We start from the raw sequence: 21,813 nt of genomic DNA on the forward strand, positions 1-21,813 counted from the left end.
ATGGGCGGCATGGACTTCTGAGTCCGGCCACCCGGCAACACCTGTCGAACCGGAAGCCGGTCCACCTTCGGGTGGGCCGGCTTCCGGCGTTCGGGGGTCAGATTCCCTCGACGGTGACCACCGCGAAAGGCTTCGGGGTGCCCGGGCCCATCGGGCCGCCTTTGTCGAACTGGGACGAGACGACCAGGGTTCGGTTCCCGTCGCGGACCAGAGTCGTGGGGATGCCCAGGGATACGTCGGTGTGCTGGTGCGTCCGCGTGGCGGTGGTGCCGTCGTCGGAGATGGTCCAGCGGCTGATGGTGTTGGTCGTGTTGTGGGCTACCCACAGGGTGCCGTCGTGCAGGTCGAGTCCGTCGCCCTGCCGGAGATCGCCGCCGTGCAGGGTCACCTTGCCGACCGGGTTCGCTTCCGGAGTCAGGGCTACGCGGTACAGGTTGCCGCGGGGCATGTCGACGGTGAGCAGATAGCGACCTGCCGGGTCGGCGACGACGCCGTTCAAGGTGAACGTGCCCGGCTCGATCGGTCCGAGGGCGGAGCCCAGGTCGACGTGCGGGCTCAGCTCGCCGCGTCCGCCCTTGGCGATCGCGGCGGCCAGTTGGTCGGGGGTGACGCGATAGATGACCGACCGGATGCTGTCGGTCAAGTACGCCGTGCCATCCGGGGTGATGGCGAGGTCGTTCACGAAGCGCGGGTCGGCGCCGGGCACGGTGAAGTCGGTCAGCAACGTGCGAGTCGCGATGTCGTACACCGCGACGCCGGTAGTCGAGTCGGTCACCCACAAACGGCCCGCCGTGTCGACTTTCAAGCCGTTGGCCGTCTTGTGGCCGTGTGCGCCCTCGGGCAGGAAAACCTCGGCCTGCCGGGCGGTCGGCGTCGCGCGATAGACCGCGCCCGTGGTGTAGGAGCCGACGTAGCTGTCTCCGGTGCGGGCGTCCAGCGCGATGCCCTCCGGGTAGACCCGGTCGCCGGGGAGTTCGTAAGCGGTGTAGACGTGCGTGGCCTGCACGTCGTCGCCGGTTCCGCAGGCCAGCAGCGTGGTGCTCGCGATTCCGGCGGCCAGGGTGGACAGGACGCGGCGGGGCAGTGTGTGGGACATCCTCTACCTCTTCGAGGTCATGCGATCATATGGACTCACTTTAAAATGCGTGAACGAATCTAGATTAGAGTTCTAATTATCGTCAATGGTCTATCGAGGAGACGGGCGGATACGATGCGGTTATGACGCCCATGCCCGCCTCCGAACGGATCGGTTCGTATGTCAAGCGCGCCGAGCAATCCCTGAACGCGGCCAAGAACGCCGCGTTGAAGCCGGTGGGCATCACCGTCGCGCAGTACGCCGCGCTGCTGTTCCTCGCCGAGAACCCGGGCATCTCGGCCGCCGCCCTGGCGCGGTTGTGCGGAGTCACGCCGCCGACCATGAACACCGTGCTGAGCAACCTGCAGGATCGCGGGCTCATCGCACGCACTCCGCATGCGTGGCACAAGAACGTCCTGGAGACGACGCTGACCGATGAGGGCGCGGCGGTCATGCGCGACGCCGACGCCCGGGCCATCCGCGTCGAACGCGCCTTGGCCGAGGAGTTCACCGAGCAGGAGCGAACGACGCTGCTCGCCCTGCTGATCCGCTGCGCTGACCGGCTGGACACCATTCGCCCGGAGTCGACTGTCTGATCACACGCCGATGCGCCGAGCCCTCATTCGCCCTCGGCTGGTCGGACCGCACCCGCGGCTCAGCACCGAACGGTGGCCGATCACCCGCCCGTCGCCGTACGCGCGTGCCGAGCGCTGACTCAGCCGCCGAGTACGAATGCGAGGAGAAAGCCTGCCGCCGTGGCCATTCCGATCCACCAGCCGCCCTCCCGGTAGGCCTCGGGCAGCAGCGAGTCGGCGAGCACCGCGATCGTCGCGCCGCCGGCGAATGCCTGTACGGCGCTGATGTGAGTGAGGGAAAGGCTGTCCGACAAGAGATTTCCCAGCACGGTGACCAGCACGAGCGCCGTCGCGGTCGCCGCCCAGAGCCACAGCGCACGCCGCTGCGCGACGCCGTGCTGATCCCGCATCAGCGCGGCCCCGCTGATCGCCTCGGGCACATTGCCGACGACGACGGCCACCAGGAGGACCAGGCCGCCGCCCGCGGTCAGCGAGACGCCGAGCGCGGTGTTCTCCGGAACGCCGTCGAGCAACGTGCCGAGCATCAGGGCCCAGCCGAGCGCGCGCGGCCCCAGCTTGTTCTCGATGAGATGGTTGGCCACCACGTAGACGCCCGCGCCCGCGAACAGCGCCACCCCGGCGATCACGGCGCCTGCCTGGTGGAACGCGGGCTCGAACAGTTCGACGGACGCCGCCGCGATCAGGGTGCCCGCACCGAAGGCCATCAGCGAGGCGAGCACCACTTTCGATAGCTGCCAGCGCAATCCGACAGCGGCGCCCAAGACCAGCGGCACGGCTGTCCCGAGTCCGTAGAGCAGCGCGGTGAGCATGCTTCAGCCTAAGTCAGGGTGCACGCGTCGAGCCGCCGCCGACTCTGCGGCGGGGTTTGCGGGCCGCGAGCTCGGGTCCAGAGCTGTCCCGGGCGCTCGAAGGCCGTTGGTCGTACGCTGAAGCCATGTCCGACCGCGGCCGGATCCGAGGCGTGCTGTATGACATCGACGGCGTCCTGGTGATCTCCTGGCAGGAGATCGAGGGCGCCGCCGCCGCGGTGCGCCGGATCCGTGACAGCGGACTGCGCCGGGCGTTCCTCACCAACACCACCTCACGTACCTGCGCCGAGATCGCGGAACGTCTGTGCGACACCGGAATCGACGTCGAGCCGACCGAGATCGTCACGGCCGCACGGCTCACCGCCGAGTTCGTGCGGCGCCGCTATCCCGGCGCCGGCGTCTGGTTGCTCAACCACGGCGACATCGCGGCGGACCTCACCGGCGTGACGCTCGACGACGACCAGCCCGACGTGGTGGTAATCGGCGGAGCGGGACCGGAATTCACCCATCCGGCGCTGAGCCGGGTGGCGGAGCTGATGCTCGACGGCGTGCCGGTCGTTGCCATGCACAGCGGGCTCACCTGGGCGACGGCCGAGGGGCTGCGCATCGATGCGGGCGCGTACCTCCCCGGCTTGGAGGCCGCTGGCAATGCGCGGATCGAGGTGGTCGGAAAGCCCGCCGCGCCGGGCTTCCGCACCTGCGCGGAGTTGATGGGGCTCGATCCGGCGGAGGTGTTGATGATCGGCGATGATCTGCACTCGGATGTGCTTGCGGCGCAAGACGCCGGGTTGACCGGCGTGTTGGTACGCACCGGAAAATTCCGGCCCGGAGTGCTGGCATCGGCCGAGCGTTCGCCCGATCACGTCCTCGATTCCGTAGCCGCGCTGCCTGATTTACTGGCCGATCTTCGCGCGGCGGGCGAATCCCCCGTAACCGGCGAATCGGTTTGATTCAAAAAATTCTACGGTTTCCCTCTAAAATTGCCCGCAAACGCGGAGCGCCTGGGTATCGTCTCTGTCGGCAAATAGCCAGTGACAGGCAAGTCATACGGTCAGATCGGAGTTGCTGAATGGCTGATCCGCTAACGAGCGTGCGTCTGCGGAAACTACTATGGTCGCCGGGCTTCTGGTCCGGCGACCAATTAATGGGCTAGCCACTGTACAGCCAATTTTCGGCTAACATACATTCGGCCGAAGGTTGTAACGAAGGGCCCGATCGATGACGATGCGATCGGGCCCTTTCTGTATTGTCTGGCCCAATGTCACAGGATGCGAATACGGGTCGAATGTATGCCGGGCAACCCGTGGAGGACCGGCAACGTCAGCGGCGTGCGCGTTTTCTGGAGTCAGGCCTGACGGTCTTCGCGCGCGACGGCTACGCCAATAGTTCGGTCGGCGCCATCTGCAAGGACGCCGGACTCTCCTCGCGACAGTTCTACGAGGAGTTCACCGGTCGCGAGTCCCTACTCCTAGAGCTCTACGAGCAGATCGATCGGGAGTCGCGGGACGCTGTGAAGAAGGCGTTGGACGCGCAGTCCGGTGCGAGCGCGTTGGATGTCATCGACGCCGCCGTGCGTTCCTATGTCGAATCCATCGGATCCGATCCGCGCAAGGCGCGCGTCGCGCTGGTCGAGGTCGTCGGCGCGGGCCCGAAGGTGGAGAAGTTCCGCCTCGCGGTGCGCCGGGAGTGGGGCTCGCTGCTGGCCGGCGCCGCCGAGGACGCGGCCCTGCACGGCGAGATACCCACCGGCGACTACGAGATGCGCATGCTCGCGATCATCGGCGCGGTCAACTACGTGGTGGATTCGTGGAGCGGTGCGGACCCGCGCCCGCCGCTGGACGACGTGATCCGGGTGCTGAGCAAGGTGATCATCGGCGCGGTCGGCGCGTAGCGTGCGCGACCGGGCCCGAATGGCGCGGTAGCGTGCCGACATGCAGACAGTTCCGATCCAGATGCCGGACGGCACCACGGTTCCGGTGCGGTTGATCCCGGCCGAGGGCACGCACCGGCACCCGGTCACGCCGGACGCGCCGCGTCCGGTCGTGGTGATCGTGCCCGGTCTCGGCGTTCCGGCCGGGTACTACGAACTGTTCGCCTCGGGCCTGGCGGCGCGCGGGTTCGACGTGGCCATCGGCGAGTTGCGCGGCAACGGCGACAGCAGGCCGAAGCCGAGCTCCGCCAGCACGTTCGGCTACCACGAGCTGGTCTCGGTCGACTTCCCGGCGATCTTCGAGGTGGTGCGCGACCAGTTTCCGGACAGCACGCCGTATCTGCTCGGCCACAGCATGGGCGGCCAGCTCGGCGTCATGTACGCCGCCCGCATCCGCGGCAGGCTGGGCGGGCTGATCCTGGTCGCCTCCGGCACCCCGTATTACCGTGGCTACCGGGGACTTTCGGGGCCGGGCATGCTGGTCGGCACCGCGGCGATCTCGCTGACGGCGAACCTGGCCGGCGTCTGGCCCGGCGACCGCGTCTCGATGGGTTTCGGCCGCCAGTCCAAGGTGCTGATCTCGGACTGGGCCCGGCTGGCACGCACCGGCCGCTTCGTCCCGGTGGGCGCGGACATCGATTACGAGGAGCGGATCGCACGGCTGAAACTGCCGGTCCTGTCCATCACGATGACCGGCGACGAACTCACTCCGCCCAGCTCCGCGGAGCACCTGCTGGACAAACTGCCGAACGCGGAGGTGACGCGCTGGCGGCAGCCGGAAGCGCTCGGCCACAACGGCTGGATCCGGCAGCACACCAGCACCGTCGACCAGATCGAGAAGTGGCTGCGCGACCGCTGATTCAGCCGCGTCGTTCGATCAGCATCTGGGTGAAGAACTCGTAGATCAGTGCCGCCTGGAACGCGGATTGCTTGTTGTCCGCCGCGCCGCCGTGGCCGCCCTCGATGTTCTCGTGATACCAGAATTCGTGACCCTGGGCCTCCAGCAGCGCGGCCATCTTCCTGGCGTGGCCGGGGTGCACCCGGTCGTCCCTGGTCGAGGTGGTGAGCAGGATCGGCGGGTAGGCGCGGTCGGCGCGCGCGTTCTGGTAGGGCGAGTACTTGCTGATGTACTCCCATTCCTCCGGCTTGTCCGGGTCGCCGTACTCGGCCATCCACGAGGCGCCCGCGAGCAGCAGGTGGTAGCGCTTCATATCCAGCAGCGGTACCTGGCAGACGATCGCGCCGAACAGTTCGGGGTAGCGGGTCAGCATCACGCCCATGAGCAGTCCGCCATTGCTGCCGCCGACCGCGCCGAGCTGGTCGGCGGTGGTGATGCCGCGCGTGGCAAGGTCTTCGGCGATGGCGGAGAAGTCCTCGTACACCTTGTGCCGGTTGGCCTTCTGCACCGAAGTGTGCCACTGCGGACCGTACTCACCGCCGCCGCGGATGTTGGTCATCACCCAAGCGCCGCCGCGCTCCAGCCAGCCCATGCCCGACGCGCCGCTGTAGGCCGGGGTGCGCGACACTTCGAAGCCGCCGTAGCCGGACATCACCGTCGGGCCGGGCTCGCCCTTGCGGTCGCGGTGGCGGATGACGAAGTACGGCACCCGCGTCCCGTCGGCGGACTCGGCGAAGAACTGCTCGGTCTCGACCCCGGCGGCGTCGAAGAACCCGGGCTCCTGCTTCAGCTGTTCGGTCTGGCCGCCGACGGCGCTGGCCAGCAGGGTGGCCGGGGTGGTGAAGCCGCTGGTGCTCAGCATGAACTCGTCGCCCCCCTCCAGCGGGTCGAGGTTCAGCACGCTGGTGGTCGCCATCGGCGGGGTATCGGCCAGCGGCTCACGCCGCCAGCCCGTCGTGCTCGGCGTGAGCACGTGCAGCTTGGTCTGCACGTCCTCGAGCGTGACCAGCAGCAGGTGGTTCTCCGTCCAGCCGTACCCGTGCAGCGAGGTGTGCGGGTCAGGGGTGAAGATCACCTCGAATTCGCGGGCGCCGGACAGGAACTTCTCGAAGTCGGTCGCCAGCAGCGCGCCTGCCGGAAAGGACTTCCCGTCCACTTCCCACGGCGACTTCAGCCGGACCAGCAGCCAGTCCTTGTACCAGGATTCGCTGGCGTCGCTGGGGATGTCGAGGTGCCGCAGCGTGCCGTCTGCTTCGAGCAGGTAGACCTCCTCGTTGAAGAAGTCGGTGGCGCGGCCGATGTAGTGTCGCTGGTAGCCCGGCGTCCGGTCGTAGCCCGCCGAGACCGCGACATCGCTGGGCTCACCCTCGAAAACCGTCGTCGCCTCCGCCAATGCGGTGCCGCGGCGCCACCGTTTCGCGATCCGCGGATACCCCGAATCGGTCAGCGAGCCCGGTCCGAAATCGGTGCCGACGTATACCGAGTCGATATCGATCCACCGGATCTCCGACTTCGCCTCGGGCAGGAAGTAGCCGCCGTCATCGGGGTCGAGGAACACCCTGCGCTCGAGATCGAACTCACGCACCACCTTCGCGTCGGCCCCGCCGCGCGACAGGCTGATCAGCGCGCGGGACTGTTCCGGGCGCAGCACCGCGGCGCCGCCCCACACCCAGTTCTCGTCCTCGGCGGCGGCGACCGCGTCCAGGTCGATCAGCACGTCCCAGTCCGGGGCGTCCTTCCCGTACTCGGCGAACGTAGTGCGCCGCCAGAGGCCGCGCGGGTGCTGTGCGTCCCGCCAGAAGTTGTACAGCCACGGACCTCGACGGGCGGGATAGGGCATCTTGGTGTCCGCGTCCAGCATGTCCAGGATGCGGCGCTCGAGCGCGCGGAAGCGCTCCGAGTCGGCGAACCTCTCGTGCACGACGGCGTTGTGCGCGCGAGCCCAGTCCAGGACGCGTTCGTCGGTCACTTCTTCGAGCCAGAGGTAAGGGTCGGTCACATTCTGCTCAACGCCGCTCATGCCCACATTGTTGCCGAGCGGCGCAAGCCGGGTTCACCAGGAGTGGGCTACGTCGACCACGATGCGCGATCCGCTGCCCGGTCCGGTGAGGGTGTGCACCTGGAACGGCAACCGGGCGCGCACGCCGAGCCCCACCGTGGTCTGGCCCTCGAAGGAGCCTGCCCAGGCCACCTGGCGGAAGGTTCGGTAGTCCCGCACGTCGGCGAGCTCGGCCCGGTCGCCGGGGTTGTAGGTGGCGTTGTACGCGTCGTCGTGAGCAGGGGCGTTGAGGATGATGCTCAGCGCCGCGCCGCCGCGCAGCGGGACGAGCGCGCCGGAACCGTCCATGACGACCCGCTCGACATAGCCGACGTGGTACCCGGTGACCGGTCCGGCGATGTCGAACACCAGCCGGTCGAAGCATTCGTGGCGACCGGCGCGCACGCCGGTCAGCGTCGCGACCGGTCGGGCCTGGCTCGTCTTGGGTATCGAACCCCCCGTCGGGGTGCACTCCGGCGCGGCTGACGCGGGGCTGGGCGCGATCCACAGACCGGCGAATGTCACGAGGGAAACAAACAGCAGAAGCAAGCGACGCATGGTCGCACCGCCTTCGTGGGGCAAGGGGATGAACTACTGGGTGAATCGGCCGCGACGGACTCGCTGTTACGCACGCGAACGCCGAAATGTATTGGGAACTGGGATGATCGGCCATCGCACGCGGTTTCGGCGCCTCGGCATTTGCTGCACACCCCGATCGGCCGGCCTTGGCAGTAGGATCGCTGCTGGCGAGGCCGATCCGACCAGGAGGTTCGAGGTTGCCGCCGTTTCTCTGGGAACAGCACTGCTGTCTGCCGCTGTCGCCCGCGGCGCGGATCGGTGACCTCGCGCGCTACCCGGCCGGGTCGTACCTGTCGGTCAACGTCGGGTATTCCCGCCAGTCGACCGCCGACGCTCTGGCGCTGCTGCATCGGTTTCGCCGGGACGCCTTGGCGGACGGTCGGTTTCGTCTCGTTCGCACGGTGGACGACGTCGGCGCCCCCGAGACGATCGCGCTGGCGTTCGATCTCGAGGACGCCGGGCCGCTCGGCGGTGATCTGGACAATGTGGCGCGGCTCTACGAACTGGGCGTGCGATCGCTGCTGCCCTCCTACAACCACGCCAACGCCGCGGGCTGCGGGTGCCTGGACACCGAGGACACCGGGCTCACGAGGTACGGCCGCGACCTGGTCCACGCTCTCAACGAGGTCGGGATGCTCGCCGACGGGTCGCACTGCTCGCGGCGATCCGGCCTCGAGATCGCGGAACTGAGCGCCGTCCCGATGATCTACAGCCACTCGAACTTCGCCGCGCTGTGGGACCACCCGCGCAACATCACCGACGAGCAGGCGCGGGCCTGTGCCGGGACCGGCGGCGTGATCGGGATCAATGGCGTGGGCATCTTCTTGGGATCTAACGCGGCCGATGAGCGTGCCGAGCGGATCGAGGCAATGGCGCGGCATATCGAGTACGGCGCCGAGCTGGTCGGCATCGAGCACATCGGAATCGGGTCGGACTACTCCTTCGACGCCGAGGACTTCAACGCCGAGCTGCGGCAGAATCCTGGCGCGTTCTCCGAGTCGTACACCAGGTGGGGGCCGCTGCAGTGGGTTGCGCCGGAAGACCTGCTCGGCGCCGCCGACGTGCCCGGCCTGGACGAGGTGCTGGCCGGGCGCGGCTTCAGCGCGACGGATCGGGCCGCGGTGTTCGGCGGGAACTTCCGGCGGGTCGCCGTGCAGGTGTGGCGGAACTGATCCAACGCCACGTCGTCGATGCCGGCCGGACGGCCGGCTCCTGCGGCCGAGGCGGCGTCGCGGACGAGGCGGGTCGAGTGCGTGCAAACGGTCCCCGGCCAGGGGATCGGTCAGTGCGTCCGTGGCGCTGGGCGGGAGTGCCGCGACCGGGTCGGCACAGCTGTCCACGCGGCATGCTAGTCCTGCGGATCTACCATGTTCTTCCCGTTCGCGGGAAGTTTTCTGGTGGGTGTGGCCCAGGACTCATTGTTGTGGGGGACCGGTGGGTGAAGTTTGCCCGGCGGAGTTAGGCTCGGTCTCGTGACTTCCCATTACGACGTTGTCGTTCTCGGTGCCGGTCCAGGCGGTTACGTCGCCGCCATCCGTGCGGCACAGTTAGGCCTCCGTACCGCGATCGTCGAGCAGAAGTATTGGGGTGGGGTGTGCCTCAATGTCGGCTGCATCCCCTCCAAGGCGCTGCTGCGGAATGCGGAACTGGCACACATCTTCACCAAAGAGGCGAAGACCTTCGGCATCTCCGGCGAGGCGACCTTCGACTTCGGTGTCGCCTTCGACCGCAGCCGCAAGGTCGCCGACGGCCGGGTCAAGGGCGTCCACTTCCTGATGAAGAAGAACAAGATCGACGAGTTCGACGGCAAGGGCACGTTCACCGGCCCGAACTCGCTCTCGGTCGAGCTCACCAAGGGTGGCACCGAGACGATCACGTTCGACAACGCGATCATCGCGGCGGGTACCGTCACCAAGCTGCTGCCCGGCACGCAGCTCAGCGCGAACGTGGTCACCTACGAGGAGCAGATCCTCACCCGCGACCTACCCGGCTCGATCCTGATCGTGGGCGCGGGCGCGATCGGCATGGAGTTCGGTTACGTCCTGAAGAACTACGGCGTCGACGTGCGCATCGTCGAGTTCCTCGATCGCGCGCTGCCGAACGAGGATGCGGACGTCTCCAAGGAGATCACCAAGCAGTACAAGAAGCTCGGCGTCACCATCACCACCGGTGCGGCCGTGCAGTCCATCGAGGACGACGGCGCCAAGGTCACCGTCTCGATCAAGGACAACAAGACCGGCGCCATCGAGACCGTCACCGTCGACAAGGTGCTGCAAGCCGTCGGCTTCGCGCCGCGGGTCGAGGGCTACGGCCTGGAGACCACCGGGGTGCAGCTCGAGCGCGGCGCCATCGCGATCGACGACTACATGCGCACCAACGTGCCGCACATCTACGCCATCGGCGACGTCACCGGCAAGTTGCAGCTTGCGCACGTCGCGGAGGCGCAGGGCGTAGTCGCGGCCGAGACGATCGCGGGCGCGGAGACCGTCACCCTGGGCGACTACCGGATGATGCCGCGCGCCACGTTCTGCCAGCCGCAGGTCGCCAGCTTCGGCCTGACCGAGCAGCAGGCCCGCGACGAGGGCTACGACGTGAAGGTCGCGACCTTCCCGTTCACCGCCAACGGCAAGGCGCACGGTCTCGGCGACCCGACCGGTTTCGTCAAGCTCATCGCCGACGCCAAGTACGGTGAGCTGCTCGGTGGGCACCTCATCGGCCCGGACGTCTCCGAGCTGCTGCCCGAGCTCACTCTCGCGCAGAAGTGGGACCTGACGGTCAACGAGCTGACCCGCAACGTGCACACCCACCCGACGCTCAGCGAAGCCCTCCAGGAAGCCTTCCACGGCCTGGCCGGCCACATGATCAACTTCTGATCCTCGTGTCGTCCTCGAATGGCCCGTCCCGGGCGGGTATGTCCCCGGCCGGGCCGTTCGCGCGCTTGCTGCTCGCCGTCGTGCTGGGTGGCTGTGCCACGCTGGCGATCGTCCTCGCGGACACCGGCCTGCACCGCTTCGAGGCGGTGCAGAGCCTGGCGCAGCCGGAGCACGTCCAATATCCCGAGGACACCGCCACCCATTACGTGGGCATCGTTCGGCACCGCAGCTGGCTGCTCGGCCGTCACCAGGCCTACGAGGTGTACACCGGACGGTCGCCCGATCTGATCTACGGACATTTCGTGGAGATCGCCATCACCGGCGTCGAGCGTCCAGTCCTGCGGGAGGCGGACTGGCGGACTGAAGGCGTGCACATCCGATTCGAATCGGGGCATGAGTTGTTCGTTCCCGCGTCGGCGTTCCTCGGCGGACGCTGAGCGGGACCGCTCGTACCGTCTCGCGAGCGGTGAGCGTCTCGGCTTCTCGGGCAGTGGTTTCCGCGTCGGTAGGGATTTCGGAAGTCGGCGTCGGTGTGGGTGGTCTGCTATACAGCGTGCATGTTTCGTAGGTGGTTGATCGGAAGTGTGCCGGTGCTCGTCGTCGTGGTGCTGCTTGCGACCGGCACGTACTACCTGATGAACGCCCGCACCTTCCAGCTAGCCGGTCATGTGGTGAGCCGGGTGGACACCGACGCGAAAGTGGTTGCGCTGACCTTGGACGACGGCCCCACCGACCGCGCGCCCGAGGTGCTGAAAGTTCTCGCCGAAGCCCAGGTACCGGCCACCTTCTATCTGAACGGCCGTGATCTCGCCGCGCACCCCGAACACGGCAGGGCCATCGCCGCGGCGGGCCACGAGATCGGCAATCACACGTATTCACATCGCCGGATGGTCTTCGTCACCCCCGGCACGGTCCGCGACGAAGTGGAGCGCACCGACGCCGAGATCATGAAGACCGGTTACGTCGGCCCGATCACCTTTCGCCCGCCCTACGGCAAGAAGCTGGTGATGCTGCCGCGTTACCTGGCCGAGCACGACCGGGTCACCGTGATGTGGGATGTCGAACCCGATTCCGGAAAGACGGCCACCGCGGACGATATCGTCGCCGAAACCCTCGCCGAGGTCCGTCCCGGCTCGATCATCCTGCTGCACGTCATGTTCGGCACCACCGCCGCACTGGACGCGATCCCGCGCATCGTCGCCGAATTGCGTGCCGCCGGCTATCAATTTGTCACCGTCTCCGACTTGATGTCCCGCTGACGGGAACGGCACGCGAGCGACCTGGCATATGGCCGCTCGTCATTGCCGCTGAGCACGGGCCGGTTCGATGATCGCCGAGCCGTAGCCGCGAGCCTTCCGCCCCGTGGCGGTCAGCAGTCCAGCGCTCGATGGCCGGGGCTGGGCTGCTCGTACTGGCCGGGTTTTCTTCCCCGCCATCGGGCGGTCGAACAAACCGGCGTTCTCGCGGTTCTACCCGAGCGCGTTGGTGTGGCTGCCCAGATCAGAGCATGCCGTAAGCGTGGGTGGGTGTTAACAGGACCAGGGCGCGGCGGTCGGCGACCATCGCGTTGCGGTATTCGTCCCAGTCCGGGTGTTCGCCGGAGGCGGCTCGGTAGTAGTCGACGAGCGCGTCGACCGTCGGATCGTCGGGGGCGGCGGCGACCTGCGTGAGTTCGACCGTGCCTTCCAGCACGGCGTAGGCGAAGAAGTCGTCGCGGGTGACATGTAACGCCGCCCATGGGTCGCGGACCAGGTTGTGGTACTTCGCACGGTCGGCGGTGATCGAGATGCGGATACGGCCGTCGGCGCCGACGACGTGCAACACGTTGGACAGTTGCGGACGTCCGTTGCGGCGGATCGTGGTGAGCACGGACCTGCGGTGTTCGCGTGCGAAATCAACTGCGGCGGCGAGTTCCATGCCCGTGTAACCCCCAGCTGGTGCTCGACTCTTCCCGGACGGCGGCGAGTCAGTCGCGGTGGTAGGCCGCCTGTGCCTGGCGCACGCGCGGCATGTTCGTTTCCAGCACCTGGATGAGCGCTTCCAGATGCGCGGCCACCTCGGCGCCCAGTTCGGTGAGGGTGTATTCGACGCGCGGCGGGATGGTCTCCAGTACCTCCCGGTGCACCATGCCGTCGCGCTCGAGTGCCTGGAGGGTTTGCGACAGCATGCGCTCGCTGACTCCGTCCACTCGGCGGCGCAGGGCGCTGAATCGATACGGACCCTCACGCAGCGCGACCAGCGCCAGCGTGCCCCAGCGGCTGGCCACATTCTGCAGAACCGGCCGTGAGGTGCAGTTCCTGGCGAAGACATCGGCTTCCAGCGTGGGGTCGTCGGCCTCGGCCGGGACGGTGCGCTGGATGGTCATGACCGCCATGGTACCCAACTTGACCGCAGTGACAGCAGAAGGCATAGTGCTTACTAATGGTTAGTACTAGCAAAACCGTATACACCTGGAGGTAGTCATGACCGTCGCGGTGACCGGGGCCAGCGGACAACTGGGCCGACTCGTGGTGGAGGCGCTGTTGCGGGAGGGATCGACGGCGGTCGTCGCGATCGTGCGCGATCCGCGGAAGGTGGCCGATCTGGCCGCGCGGGGCGTCGACGTCCGGCAGGCCGACTACGGCGACGCGGCGGCGCTGGATCGGGCGCTGGAGGGCGTCGACCGGGTGCTGCTGATCTCCGGCAACGAGTTCGGTGCCCGCGTGGCCCAGCACGCCAATGTCATTCGTGCGGCCGAGCGCGCCGGTGTCGAACTGCTCGCCTACACCAGCATCCCGGGTGCGACGGACAATCCGATGATTCTCGCCCAGGAGCACAAGGCGACCGAGGCGGTGCTCGCCGAATCGACCGTGCCGCACACCCTTGTGCGCAACGGCTGGTACTGGGAGAACTACCTGGGCGGCCTCGACCACGCGGTGCAGTCCGGTGTGCTGCACGGTGCCGGGGGCGAGGGCCGCGTGGCGGGTGCGGCGCGCGCCGACTATGCCGAGGCGGCCGCCAGAGTGCTCACCACAGATGGGCACACCGGCCGGGTATACGAACTCGGTGGCGGCGAATCGCTCACCTATGCCGAACTCGCCCAGGCGATTTCGGATGCGGCGGGTAAGCCGGTGCGCTACGAGGATCTGCCGGAGGACGCTTACGCTGCCGCGCTGGTCGGGGCGGGGCTGCCCGCCGATTACGCCAAGGCCCTCGCCGATGCCGACACCGGCGTCTCGCGTGGCCTTCTCGACGTGCGCTCCGGTGATCTGGAAAAGCTGCTCGGCCGTTCCGCTACTCGTGCTGTGGACGTCTTCCGCACGGCGCTCGGCTGAACGTCGCGATACGCCGAAGGCCGATTCCGGCGCGGGGGTGGCCACCGCCGCGACTCGGCGCAGGACCGAAGCAGAACGGCGCGGATCCTTTCCGGGATCCGCGCCGTTCGGGTGCATTCAGATCCACTGCACCAACTGGATGATGATCCCGTTCGGATCGCTCATCTGGAAGTACCGCTCGCCCCACGGCTCGGTTTCGATGGGTGTCACGATCGGAACTCCTTCGGTTCGCAGCCGGGCGTACTCGGTATCGATGTCGTCGACGACGAAGGCGACGATCAGGCCCTCGCCCGCGCTGCCCGCCTTGCTCTTCGGCCTGAAGGTCGCCAGCCCGGTGCGCAAGAAGATGACGTTCATCCCGGCGTCGGACCGCTCCAGCGAGACGAATCCGTCGGCCGACATCTTCTCCTCGAAGTCGAGGTGGTCGATGAGGAACTTCGCCGAGGCGCCCGGGTCGGGGACGTTGAGCGAGATGGCGGAAGCGGTGATTTTCATGGGGGCCTCCCTAGGGCGTCGACTAACTCTGTACTAAGTACGCTCTACTTTGTAGAGAAATTTCCGGCCGACCGCACTGTGATCTGAATCACATGGCTACCATTGGATTTCGATCAGGCGAGGAGGCGGCGGTGGGACAGCCGAAGGAGCGCAGCGGCGCGGGGGACCCGGCGCGGACGCTGGAGTTGCTGTGGCGGATTCCGGCGAGTTCCGCTACCGGCCGCGGGCCGAAGCAACGCAGCAGCGTCGATGCGGTCGTCGCCGCGGCGATCGAGATCGCCGACGCGGACGGCATCGGCGCGCTGACCATGCGCGCGGTCGCCACCAAACTGGGCTTGACGCCGATGGCCACCTACACCTACGTGCCGGGGAAGGCCGAGCTGGTCGACCTGATGCTCGACACCGTCTATGCCCAGATGGAACGCGCCGATCTGACCGGCTTGCCCTGGCGTGAACGCGTCACCCGCGTCGCCGCCGAGAACCGAGCGCTACTGGCGCGGCATCCGTGGGTCGCCTACCTGCCGACCACCCGTCCGCCGCTCGGTCCCGGCCTCGCCGCGAAATACGACCACGAGCTGAAGGCATTCGACGGTCTCGGACTGGACGACGTCGCCATGGACGCCGCGCTGAGTTTCGTGCTCGGTTTCGTCACCTCCGTCGCCCGCATAGCCATCGACACCGAGCGTGCGGCGACCGACAGCGCCATGTCGGACCGGCAATGGTGGGAGCGGGCCGCACCGGTGCTGGCTCGAGTCTTCGACGCGGAGCGCTATCCGCTCGCCGCACGCGTCGGCGCGGCCGCGGGCCAGGCGCACGACGCCGCCTACAGCGCCGACCATGCGTACGAGTTCGGCTTGGCGCTGGTGCTGGACGGTCTCGCCCGGCGCATCGAGGGGCCGAGCGCCGCGGACGGCTAGGTGTGCTTGTGCTTTCGCTCCGGCCGTGCGCCGTATGCGGTTGACTCGACTCCGCTCGGTCCGGCGCGGGTTGGGTACGGACTTCGTCGGCAGCATCGTTCCTGCGGCTGCTTCGCGTTCGCGCACGGACAGAACTCGGTCCGGTGCGTCGTCTGCGTCTGCCTCAGCCTTCTCGGTGCGGGCCGTGGACGGATTCGGTTCCCTGTCAGACGCCGTCGCGCTGGATGCGCAGCGCGGTGATGGTGGCGGCCAGCCCCTCGTATTGATTGATCAACAGGACGATTTCGATCAGGCTGCGCTCGTCGTAGTGCTTGGCCAGCTCGGACCACGCGTCGTCGTCGATGTCGCGTTTTTCCACGAGCTGGTCCACCGCGCTCAGCAGCGCATGGTGCTTCTCCGACCAGCCCGCGGCGGCCGGTCCGCTGCGCAGCCGTTCGAGGATCTCGGCGGTTACCCCGGCCCGCCTGCCGAGCCGGATGTGATGGTCCATCTCGTAGTCGCACCCGCGCAGATGCGCGACGCGGATGATCACCAACTCGGATTCGTGGCGCGGCAACCGCCCGCCCGGCATCAGCCTGCCCGAGTAGTGCAGCCAACCGCGGAACAGGCCCTTGGTGCGGCCGAGCGTGCTGAACAGATGCGCGTCGCCGGTGCCGGCGGCACGGGAAAGTACCTGCCAGGCAACCCAATTGACTGGACCGAGTTCCCGGAGTCGCCCGGGAGAGATGCGTGGTTGCAGCACTGAAACCATGCTGGGACGCCTCCTCGCGTGCTGGTACGGCCGGCGTCGGTGCCAGGCCGTATATCGAGCGTACCCGGGCGTCACCTCGAGGATGGGGGGATCATTCTTTTGCTTTCCAGTGGTTTTCGGGCGGGTACACCGTCATCATCAGTACCGGTGTGGGTCGCCGCGGCCGCAGTGGGTTCCGCGGAGTCAGGTGTAGGCAACAGGTCGGCAGGGGAGCAGATGCTGGTGAGGATCAGGCCCGGAGCGGAGCTTTCCGGTGCCGAGCGGGAATTCGTCGCGTGCCTGCGGTCGTATCCGACGACCGGCCTCGCCGTGATCGACCTGGAGGCGGACAACCGGCGCGTGGACGCGGCGGTGTGGACGCCGAGCGGTCTCACCGTGCTGGAGGTGCACGGGTTCCGGCGCAGGCAGAGCGGCATCCTCAGCACGTCGGCCGACGGGCCATGGAAGATCAGTGACGCGCCGGTGGAGCTGGACGACCCGGATTCCGGAAGCCCGGCCGACCGCGTGGAGCACGGCATCTACGCGGTGAAGCACATGCTCCAGCGGGCATTGCAGGATCCGGGACATATCAGCGGCGCCGTCGTACTGGTTCCCTTCCGCGGCGCGGTGGTGCGCCCGGCGCGCACCAACCTGCGTGCCGGGTTGGACGTCGTCGTCGGCAACGTCACGGACGCGACCGAGCTGCGCATCTACCTGGAGGGGTTCTCCGCGGGACCACGCAACTGGACCGTGGACCGCGTGATCGGTGCGTGCAACGCGCTCGGCCTCGCGGAGTTCGCGCCGTCCCGCGCCGAGCTGCTCGACGCGGGATTCGAGGAGAAGGCTCCTGAGCCGACGACGATGATCGCGCGCCGACCCGAACCGCGGGTCGAGCCGACCCCTGGCGACGCGACGAAGGGCCAGGCCTACGCGGGCTGGTCTGTCGTCGTGGTCGCGGTGGTCGGCGTCCTGCTCGTGCTCGGTGTGATCGCCAGCGCGCTGGCGCAGGACTCGGCGCAGCCGACTCCGGCGACCGGCACCACGAGTCCGACACCGTCGCCGCCGCCGTACCGGCCCGCCGAGTGCTGGCCGTTCCAGTCGAACTGCTGACTCAATCCCGCACGGCCCGGCCCAGTTTGGTGAGCCGCAGCGCGTGCTGCGCGCGGGCCAGCACATGCGCCCGGGAGGTGTCGATATGCGCGGTGAGGGCCGCCAACGCGGCGTCCACCGCGCCGGACAGCAGGTTTTCGGCGATCGCGATGTGTTCGGCGGTCATTGTGGCGATCCGTTCCGGGGTCGGCATGTCCAGCGTGCGCACCGGACGCACACGGACGTGTACCGCGGTGAGCGCGTCGGCGAGCGCGGCATTGCCCGCCGCCGCGAGCAGGGACGTGTGGAACCGTTCGTCGGCGGCCACCAATGCGGGTCCCGGTTCGGGCGGGTTGTCGCGCAGCGTGCGCCAGGTGTCCAGCTCCGCGCGCACCAGGTCCATGTCGTGCGCGTGTTCCGGCGGCCGCGCCCGCTGGATGCCCCTGGCCTCCAGCACGATTCGCAGCTCGTAGAGGTGGTCGAGTTCGTCGAGCCGGGGACGGTACGGGTACAGGCCGTCGGAGAGTCGTTCGACCAGCCCGTCTGCTTGCAGCCGGGCCAGCGCCTCGCGCACGGGGGTGCGCGATACCCCGTAGGCTTCGGCGAGGCGTTCTTCGCCGAGCCGTTCGGTCGGCACGAGGACTCCGGTGGCCAGATCCCGACGCAGCGAGTCGTACACCTGCTCGCGCAACGGAATCCGACCCCTGTTGCGGGTCACGGCGGTGCTCAGATCGCCATCGCCGAGCGGACCGCGCTCTCGGCGCCGGAGCCGCCCGTGCCCGTGGCGGCCACCCGGCCGGATTGCAGCACGTAGTAGCGCTGCGCCGCCTGCAACGCGAACCCGATGTGCTGCTCGACCAGCAGCACGCTCAATCCGCCGCGCCGGGTGAGATCGATGATGGTGCGCTCGATCTCGGCGACCACCGACGGCTGGATGCCCTCGGTCGGTTCGTCGAGGATGAGCAGCTTCGGCTCGGTGATCAGCGCCCGCGCGATGGCGAGCTGCTGCCGCTGGCCGCCGGACAACAAGCCCGCCTTGCGGGTGATCAGGTCGCGCAGCGCGGGGAACAGATCCAATGACTCGTCGATCAGCGCCTTGCCTCGCTTGCGCCCGTCCGCGACGATCTGCAAATTCTCCGCGGTGGTCAGTTGCGGGAAGCTCTGCTGCCCCTGCGGTACGTAAGCGATGCCGCGGCGCACCCGTCGCGACGGGGACAGCTTGGTGATGGTCTCCCCGTCGAATTCGGTCCGCCCCGATTTCGTGCCGATCAGGCCGACGGCGGTGCGCAGCAGCGTGGTCTTGCCCGCGCCGTTGTGCCCCATGATGGCGACCACGCTGTCGTCCGGGACGGTCACCGAGACGCCGTGGATCACCTCGGTGCGGCCGTAGCCGGAGTGGATATCGGTGAGCTCCAGCATCGCTATGCCCCTTCGCCTTCCAGCTCTGTCCCTACGGCCGCGGCGGTGCCGAGATAAACCTCTTGGACGTTCGGGTCCGCCTGCACCTGCTCGACGGTTCCCTCGCTGAGCACCTTGCCGCCCGCGAGGACGGTCACCGAGCTGGCGAAGGCGCGCATGAAGTCCATGTCGTGCTCGACCACCACGACCACGCGTTCGCCGCCGATGCGGCGCAGCAGGTTTCCGGTTTCCTCGCGCTCCTCCGCGCTCATTCCGGCGACCGGCTCGTCCAGCAGTAGCACCGACGCGTTCTGCACCAGCAGCATGCCGATCTCCAGCCACTGCTTCTGCCCGTGCGCCAGGACGCCCGCGGGTTTGTCGCGCAGGTCGGCCAGGCCGGTGGTCTCCAGCGCCTCCTCGATGCTCGGCAGCACCGATTTGCGGCGGCGCAGCATGGTGAGCGCCGAGCGGCCCGCGCCCGCCGCGATGTCGAGATTCTGCAGCACGCTGAGCTGTTCGAAGACGCTCGCGGTCTGGAACGTCCGCCCGATGCCGAGCCGGGCGATCTGATGCACTTTCTTGCCGAGCAGTTCGACGCCGGTCTTCTGGGCCGAACCGCTCGCCGGAACGAGCCCGGTGATCGCATCGATGAGCGTGGTCTTGCCCGCTCCGTTGGGGCCGATCAGGAAGCGCAGGTCGCCCTGCAACACCGTCAGGTCGACGTCGGTGACGGCCTTGAAACCGTCGAAATTCACCGAGAGGCCGCGGATCTCGAGGTACTCGCTGGACATTCCGGCGTTGCCGCCGAGTCTGGGTTCGTGCGTCGTCTCGGTCATCGGGATTCCACTTTCTCGGTCGCGGGTTCCGCCAGCGTCTCGACCGCCGCGGCTGGCGCCGGTGGACGCCGGAATCGGCCGTCCACCAGTCCCCTCACCATCGGCCACAGTCCGGCCAACCCGGCCGGGACGAAACCGACCACCACGATGAACAGCACGCCTTGCAGGTAGGTCCACCCGGACGGGAACTCCTCGGAGAATGCCGTCTGCGCCCAGGCCACTCCGATCGCGCCGAGCACCGGCCCGAGCAGGGTGGTCCGTCCGCCGATCGCCACGCCGATGAGGAACGCGATGGACGGGACGACGCCGATGTCGGCGGGGGAGATGATGCCGACGATCGGGGTGAACAGCGCGCCCGCGATGCCCGCGAAGAAGGCGGCGACCACGTAGGCGACGATCTTCACGTTCGCCGGGTCGTAGCCCAGGAAGCGCACCCGCTCCTCCTGATCGCGCACCGCGACGAGCAATTCGCCGTATCTGCTGTGCATCAGCTGCCGCACCAGCGCGACCACCACCAGCAGTGTGCCCGCGGCGAAGAAGAACAGCATGCGCCGGTTCACCGGGTCGGACAGCTTGAAACCGAAGAACGCCCGGAAATCCGACAGGCCGGTGAACCCGCCGATGGCCTGCTGACCGGTCAGCAGAATGGCCAGCGCGGCGGCCAGCGCCTGGCTGAGGATGGCGAAGTAGGCGCCCTTCACCCGGCGCTTGAACACGCCGTACCCGAGCGCAGCCGCGACCAGCGCGGGCAGCACCAGGATGCCGAGCAGCGCCACCGGAGCCGACGCGAAAGGCCGCCAGAACGACGGCAATTCGCGAATGCCCGCGATCTCCATGAACTCCGGTACGTCGTTGCCGAGCCGAGCCGCGTCGGCCATTTGCAGGTGCATGGCCATGATGTAAGCGCCGATGCCGAAGAACACGCCCTGACCGAGGGTGAGCATTCCACCACGGCCCCAAGCCAATCCGATGCCCACCGCGACGATCGCGAAGCACAGGAATTTCGCCAGCAGGTTGAGCCGGAAGTCGCTGAGCACCGCGGGAGCGACCGCGAACAACAAGCCGGCGGCGACCGCGAACCCGGCCAGCGTGGTGAGCGAGGAGTGCGCGCGCCACCGTTGCACAAGTGTGGTCATGCCAGGCTCCTTGTCCGGACGGTGAACAGGCCCTGCGGGCGGACCTGCAGGAAGATCACGATGATGACGAAGACGACAACCTTCGCGATGGACGCGGTGGTCGAGTATTCGATGTAGGAATTGAGCAGGCCGAGCGCAAACGCCGCGATCACCGTGCCCTTGATCTGGCCGAGTCCGCCGATGACCACCACCAGGAACGCATCGATCAGATAGCTCTGGCCGATGGTTGGGCTGGTGGAACCGATCAGCGTGAGCGCGACACCGGCCACTCCGGCCAGGCCCGAGCCGATGAAGAAGGTACTGATGTCGGTGAAACGGCTGGAGACTCCCGAGGTCTCGGCCAGGCCGCGGTTCTGCACGACCGCACGGATGCGCCGGCCCAGTGGCGTCGTCTTGAGCACCGCGGCCAGCGCGGTCACCGCGACGACCGCGAGGACCAGGATGAAGATGCGCGTCTTCGGCACCACCGCGCCCAGGATCGTGACACCGCCGCCGAGCCATTCCGGCGCGATGACGTTCTTGGCGGGCGCGCCGAAGATGTCGCGGGCCAGCTGTTGCAAGACCAGCCCGACACCGAAGGTGACCAGCAGGGTGTCCAGCGGCCGGTCGTACATCCAGCGGATCAGGCCCATCTCCAGCGCGGCGCCCAGCAGTCCGCCGACGAGAAAACCGATCAGCAGAGAGACGACCAGCGAGCCTCCGGCCGACGAAATGACCTTCTGCACAACGTAAGTCGTGTAGCAACCGGCCATGATGAACTCGCCGTGCGCCATGTTGATCACGCCCATCTGACCGAAGGTCAGCGAGAGCCCGAGCGCGGCGAGCAAGAGAATCGATCCCAGGCTCAGCCCCGTGAAGAGCTGTCCGATCAAAACGTCCATGGGAGGAGACTCCTGTGTTGGTCTGGCTGTGTTTGTCTTGGCAGCGCCTGCGGCGCTGCGTGTTCGCGGCCCGCTCGGTCTCGCTTCGCTCGAAAGCCCGGGTTGGGCCGAGTGGTTGCAGGGGGTCGGAGCCCGCCCTCCCGTGCCCGTGGCCCCCCTCATTGCGCTTCGAGCGACCGCTGCCGGCGACTTCATCGCGGGCGTATCGGCAACTCGTAG

At 67.9% G+C, this 21,813-nt stretch carries 24 protein-coding genes; 11 read left to right on the forward strand and 13 right to left on the reverse strand.

Going from position 1 to position 21,813, the window contains the following annotated elements; all coding sequences use genetic code 11:
- Positions 1 to 97: 97 nt before the first annotated feature.
- Positions 98 to 1,096: a superoxide dismutase gene (locus tag AB0M45_RS01755; RefSeq protein WP_364321590.1), complete on the reverse strand. Its 999-nt coding sequence runs from the start codon at positions 1,094 to 1,096 to the stop codon at positions 98 to 100.
- Positions 1,097 to 1,218: 122 nt separating this feature from the next.
- Here AB0M45_RS01755 and AB0M45_RS01760 point away from each other — a divergent pair, with 122 nt between their 5' ends.
- Positions 1,219 to 1,671, forward strand: a complete 453-nt coding sequence (locus AB0M45_RS01760) for a MarR family transcriptional regulator (protein ID WP_364321593.1) — start codon at positions 1,219 to 1,221, stop codon at positions 1,669 to 1,671.
- Between the two features lie 119 nt (positions 1,672 to 1,790).
- Here AB0M45_RS01760 and AB0M45_RS01765 read toward each other — a convergent pair whose 3' ends face one another.
- Positions 1,791 to 2,480, reverse strand: coding sequence for a ZIP family metal transporter (locus tag AB0M45_RS01765; protein WP_364321596.1), 690 nt, complete (start codon positions 2,478 to 2,480; stop codon positions 1,791 to 1,793).
- A 125-nt stretch (positions 2,481 to 2,605) separates the two neighbouring features.
- Here AB0M45_RS01765 and AB0M45_RS01770 point away from each other — a divergent pair, with 125 nt between their 5' ends.
- The 3 genes from AB0M45_RS01770 to AB0M45_RS01780 all read left to right on the forward strand — a co-directional run bounded on the left by AB0M45_RS01770 (position 2,606) and on the right by AB0M45_RS01780 (position 5,269).
- A complete protein-coding gene (locus AB0M45_RS01770) occupies positions 2,606 to 3,430 on the forward strand; it encodes an HAD-IIA family hydrolase (protein ID WP_364321599.1) in 825 nt (274 codons plus the stop codon).
- A gap of 308 nt (positions 3,431 to 3,738) precedes the next feature.
- Positions 3,739 to 4,371, forward strand: coding sequence for a TetR/AcrR family transcriptional regulator (locus AB0M45_RS01775; RefSeq protein WP_364321602.1), 633 nt, complete (start codon positions 3,739 to 3,741; stop codon positions 4,369 to 4,371).
- Between the two features lie 40 nt (positions 4,372 to 4,411).
- Entirely contained in the window at positions 4,412 to 5,269 is an 858-nt protein-coding gene (locus AB0M45_RS01780) for an alpha/beta fold hydrolase (RefSeq protein ID WP_364321605.1), read from the forward strand.
- Position 5,270: 1 nt separating this feature from the next.
- On the opposite strand, the gene AB0M45_RS01785 is transcribed toward AB0M45_RS01780, so the two are convergent.
- Entirely contained in the window at positions 5,271 to 7,328 is a 2,058-nt protein-coding gene (locus AB0M45_RS01785; RefSeq protein WP_364321608.1) for a prolyl oligopeptidase family serine peptidase, read from the reverse strand.
- Between the two features lie 33 nt (positions 7,329 to 7,361).
- Positions 7,362 to 7,904: a hypothetical protein gene (locus AB0M45_RS01790; RefSeq protein ID WP_364321611.1), complete on the reverse strand. Its 543-nt coding sequence runs from the start codon at positions 7,902 to 7,904 to the stop codon at positions 7,362 to 7,364.
- Between the two features lie 218 nt (positions 7,905 to 8,122).
- Here AB0M45_RS01790 and AB0M45_RS01795 point away from each other — a divergent pair, with 218 nt between their 5' ends.
- The 4 genes from AB0M45_RS01795 to AB0M45_RS01810 all read left to right on the forward strand — a co-directional run bounded on the left by AB0M45_RS01795 (position 8,123) and on the right by AB0M45_RS01810 (position 12,057).
- Positions 8,123 to 9,097, forward strand: coding sequence for a membrane dipeptidase (locus tag AB0M45_RS01795; protein ID WP_364321614.1), 975 nt, complete (start codon positions 8,123 to 8,125; stop codon positions 9,095 to 9,097).
- A gap of 300 nt (positions 9,098 to 9,397) precedes the next feature.
- Positions 9,398 to 10,798, forward strand: a complete 1,401-nt coding sequence (gene lpdA, locus AB0M45_RS01800) for a dihydrolipoyl dehydrogenase (protein ID WP_364321617.1) — start codon at positions 9,398 to 9,400, stop codon at positions 10,796 to 10,798.
- 5 nt (positions 10,799 to 10,803) lie between these two features.
- On the forward strand, positions 10,804 to 11,235 hold the full coding sequence (locus AB0M45_RS01805; RefSeq protein WP_364321620.1) for a hypothetical protein: 432 nt from the start codon (positions 10,804 to 10,806) through the stop codon (positions 11,233 to 11,235).
- Between the two features lie 120 nt (positions 11,236 to 11,355).
- Entirely contained in the window at positions 11,356 to 12,057 is a 702-nt protein-coding gene (locus AB0M45_RS01810) for a polysaccharide deacetylase family protein (protein WP_364321623.1), read from the forward strand.
- 241 nt (positions 12,058 to 12,298) lie between these two features.
- On the opposite strand, the gene AB0M45_RS01815 is transcribed toward AB0M45_RS01810, so the two are convergent.
- Both AB0M45_RS01815 and AB0M45_RS01820 read right to left on the reverse strand, forming a co-directional pair.
- Positions 12,299 to 12,715, reverse strand: coding sequence for a PPOX class F420-dependent oxidoreductase (locus tag AB0M45_RS01815; protein WP_364321626.1), 417 nt, complete (start codon positions 12,713 to 12,715; stop codon positions 12,299 to 12,301).
- 49 nt (positions 12,716 to 12,764) lie between these two features.
- The gene (locus AB0M45_RS01820) at positions 12,765 to 13,163 is read right to left on the reverse strand and encodes a helix-turn-helix domain-containing protein (RefSeq protein ID WP_364321629.1); all 399 of its coding nucleotides are present in this window, start codon (positions 13,161 to 13,163) and stop codon (positions 12,765 to 12,767) included.
- Positions 13,164 to 13,260: 97 nt separating this feature from the next.
- Here AB0M45_RS01820 and AB0M45_RS01825 point away from each other — a divergent pair, with 97 nt between their 5' ends.
- On the forward strand, positions 13,261 to 14,112 hold the full coding sequence (locus AB0M45_RS01825) for an SDR family oxidoreductase (RefSeq protein WP_364321632.1): 852 nt from the start codon (positions 13,261 to 13,263) through the stop codon (positions 14,110 to 14,112).
- 117 nt (positions 14,113 to 14,229) lie between these two features.
- Here the strand turns inward: AB0M45_RS01825 and AB0M45_RS01830 are convergent, their stop codons facing one another.
- The gene (locus AB0M45_RS01830) at positions 14,230 to 14,607 is read right to left on the reverse strand and encodes a VOC family protein (protein ID WP_364321635.1); all 378 of its coding nucleotides are present in this window, start codon (positions 14,605 to 14,607) and stop codon (positions 14,230 to 14,232) included.
- Positions 14,608 to 14,738: 131 nt separating this feature from the next.
- On the opposite strand from AB0M45_RS01830, the gene AB0M45_RS01835 reads away from it, so the two are divergent.
- On the forward strand, positions 14,739 to 15,524 hold the full coding sequence (locus tag AB0M45_RS01835; protein WP_364321638.1) for a TetR/AcrR family transcriptional regulator C-terminal domain-containing protein: 786 nt from the start codon (positions 14,739 to 14,741) through the stop codon (positions 15,522 to 15,524).
- 205 nt (positions 15,525 to 15,729) lie between these two features.
- Here the strand turns inward: AB0M45_RS01835 and AB0M45_RS01840 are convergent, their stop codons facing one another.
- Complete coding sequence (locus AB0M45_RS01840; protein WP_364321783.1) at positions 15,730 to 16,263, reverse strand: carboxymuconolactone decarboxylase family protein; 534 nt, start codon at positions 16,261 to 16,263, stop codon at positions 15,730 to 15,732.
- Between the two features lie 228 nt (positions 16,264 to 16,491).
- On the opposite strand from AB0M45_RS01840, the gene AB0M45_RS01845 reads away from it, so the two are divergent.
- On the forward strand, positions 16,492 to 17,364 hold the full coding sequence (locus tag AB0M45_RS01845; RefSeq protein ID WP_364321641.1) for an NERD domain-containing protein: 873 nt from the start codon (positions 16,492 to 16,494) through the stop codon (positions 17,362 to 17,364).
- Position 17,365: 1 nt separating this feature from the next.
- Here the strand turns inward: AB0M45_RS01845 and AB0M45_RS01850 are convergent, their stop codons facing one another.
- The 5 genes from AB0M45_RS01850 to urtB are packed head-to-tail and all read right to left on the reverse strand — an operon-like array spanning position 17,366 to position 21,594.
- Positions 17,366 to 18,061, reverse strand: coding sequence for a GntR family transcriptional regulator (locus AB0M45_RS01850; protein WP_364321644.1), 696 nt, complete (start codon positions 18,059 to 18,061; stop codon positions 17,366 to 17,368).
- An 8-nt stretch (positions 18,062 to 18,069) separates the two neighbouring features.
- A complete protein-coding gene (gene urtE / locus AB0M45_RS01855; protein WP_364321647.1) occupies positions 18,070 to 18,762 on the reverse strand; it encodes an urea ABC transporter ATP-binding subunit UrtE in 693 nt (230 codons plus the stop codon).
- A 2-nt stretch (positions 18,763 to 18,764) separates the two neighbouring features.
- Complete coding sequence (urtD, locus tag AB0M45_RS01860) at positions 18,765 to 19,577, reverse strand: urea ABC transporter ATP-binding protein UrtD (RefSeq protein WP_364321650.1); 813 nt, start codon at positions 19,575 to 19,577, stop codon at positions 18,765 to 18,767.
- On the reverse strand, positions 19,574 to 20,713 hold the full coding sequence (urtC, locus tag AB0M45_RS01865; protein ID WP_364321653.1) for an urea ABC transporter permease subunit UrtC: 1,140 nt from the start codon (positions 20,711 to 20,713) through the stop codon (positions 19,574 to 19,576). The genes urtD and urtC overlap by 4 nt, the downstream gene beginning before the upstream one ends.
- Positions 20,710 to 21,594: an urea ABC transporter permease subunit UrtB gene (urtB, locus tag AB0M45_RS01870; RefSeq protein WP_364321656.1), complete on the reverse strand. Its 885-nt coding sequence runs from the start codon at positions 21,592 to 21,594 to the stop codon at positions 20,710 to 20,712. Before urtB ends, urtC begins: the two co-directional genes overlap by 4 nt.
- Positions 21,595 to 21,813 lie beyond the last annotated feature (219 nt).

The sequence above is a fragment of the Nocardia sp. NPDC051787 genome, from assembly GCF_040681325.1.
Taxonomy (GTDB): Bacteria; Actinomycetota; Actinomycetes; order Mycobacteriales; family Mycobacteriaceae; genus Nocardia.